The organism is Vibrio sp. Isolate22 (assembly GCF_022398115.1).
Classification (GTDB): Bacteria; Pseudomonadota; Gammaproteobacteria; order Enterobacterales; family Vibrionaceae; genus Vibrio.
The window spans coordinates 1-1,779 of record NZ_JAKEUW010000131.1; the positions used below are offsets into that span (position 1 = coordinate 1).

Below are 1,779 nucleotides of genomic sequence, written 5' to 3' on the forward strand. Positions count from 1 at the left end.
TATTGGAAAGAGCGGTATGGATACCACAAGCGTTCACTCTCAGAAACAGCGATGTATCGAGTTAAACAGTTGCTAGGAGGGAAACTGAGCTTAAGAAATTACAATGCCCAGGTGGGTGAAACTTACGCGATGATAAAAGCGTTGAACAAGCTTACTAGGTTAGGTATGCCTAAAACTTGTCGTATTGACTAAGAAATACGCGAAACGGGTTGGCTCTATATCTAAATTTAATTACGCAACAAAGCCTTTCTAATTACCACGCCAAACGCTTGGAAAGTATCGGATGGTATTTTGGTCACTAACTTCTTCTTAGTGAAAGATATTCTATTTTTAGCAATCGCGATCAGCATTATCGAGCGCAATAAACCCCAAAATTAACGATAAAGCAATAAGGTTACCCTAATCTAGAAGACACCTTAAACCTTGAAATAAACAGGTCCGAAGCTGGCTAGAAGGACTCCGCCAGCTTCTGATATATAAGGTTTTACTTGGCAATACCATCATGATTGAAGCATTGTCTTGTTACCAAGCCCCACTTTTCGTCTTGGTACTGGTCTTCCACATAATTACCTGAGGTGTAGTCATTAACGACTTCTCTCCAGAACTTAACAGCATGATCTGCGCCCAATACTTGTTTAATCTCCCAACTGCCTTTTAGGTGTTCAAACAGTTCAGAGATAAACTGTTTCCCTACTTTATTTTTTCGAAAATAAGGCACCACATAGAAATCACAAATCTCAAACTCGTTTGGCGCTTTGGTTTCAATGGCAGTTAATGCAGCAGGAACGCCATCAATGTAGAGTAAATAACCCGTTACGGCATCACCAAGCGTCGGGTAAATCTCAAACAAGCCATACTCGTCTGGTTTGTCTCCGATAATCTTTGAAAACTCAGCCGCATAGCCCTGATATAAATTCGCGTATACCTGCTGATTACCACTATAGACTGTCACAATGTTCATAAACTGATCTCTGTATTGTTTCGCACCACAATGGTGTGAGCTCATCTTTCCGGGCCTATTATCTCATTGATTATAGGAAAAATAATAGATATCAAATGCCCACTTACACGGATATTGCCTTACGGTAATAGTTGGCATTCTGTTGCTTTCCCTTGAATACTGCGTAATTTGGGACACACTAAACGAGGTCGAACCCAGTATTTGTTAGTACTTTATTTGAACCGACATTACCTACTAATGCATAGGCATCAATATATTTTAGGGATGAGTGCTTAGACAAGTAGGTTAGTAGCTTTCTGACCGCATTAGAGGCGACACCATTAGAACCAAAAGCTCGACCAACCCGATAGCCGAGCTCTCCGCTTTCACCATTTTTACTGATATCTCGAACGTTGATTCTCCCGCAAATAACACCGTTAGCATCCTTAATTAGCATCGGGATCAACTCACCATTTTGGTATTCCTTCAGGAAGCGCGCAATTTGCTCGGCAACCCCTGAATCAGAATAGAAACTGTCATCTCTAGCAGGAACAAATTGATCAAACCACTCTCTATTTTCGACTTCAAATTGGCGTTGTTGACTAAATCAGTTGGAACCTTTTCTCAGTCCTGCGATCTGATCCCATGTAGTAGAAGCATGGTGTTGTTATGGGTAAGTCGAAGAAGAAGATAGCGAACTGGAGTGAGTATAATGAAGCCTTGTGCAAGCGAGGCTCAGTAACGTTTTGGATTGACGACTCAGCCGTTGAAGCATGGCAATGTAAAAGTCACCATGGTAAACGAGGTAGAGGCTTTCAATTTTCTGATACTGCTATTGA

The 1,779-nt window shown here is 41.3% G+C and carries 2 protein-coding genes and 3 pseudogenes; 3 read left to right on the forward strand and 2 right to left on the reverse strand.

The features are described from left to right. Positions 1 to 192, forward strand: a pseudogene (locus L1D55_RS27095) (IS5/IS1182 family transposase); the annotation flags it as partial. Positions 193 to 243: 51 nt separating this feature from the next. After that, positions 244 to 378: pseudogene (locus L1D55_RS27100) on the forward strand (DUF417 family protein); the annotation flags it as partial. A 106-nt stretch (positions 379 to 484) separates the two neighbouring features. Here the strand turns inward: L1D55_RS27100 and L1D55_RS27105 are convergent. Then, positions 485 to 961 carry a GNAT family N-acetyltransferase gene (locus L1D55_RS27105; RefSeq protein WP_004737327.1) on the reverse strand — a complete coding sequence of 159 codons (477 nt, stop codon included), beginning with the start codon at positions 959 to 961 and terminating at the stop codon, positions 485 to 487. Between the two features lie 103 nt (positions 962 to 1,064). Next, positions 1,065 to 1,532 (reverse strand): annotated as a pseudogene (locus L1D55_RS27110) (GNAT family N-acetyltransferase); the annotation flags it as partial. Between the two features lie 77 nt (positions 1,533 to 1,609). Here L1D55_RS27110 and L1D55_RS27115 point away from each other — a divergent pair. Further along, positions 1,610 to 1,779: transposase (locus L1D55_RS27115; RefSeq protein WP_239918909.1), on the forward strand; the 170-nt coding region annotated here is incomplete at its 3' end.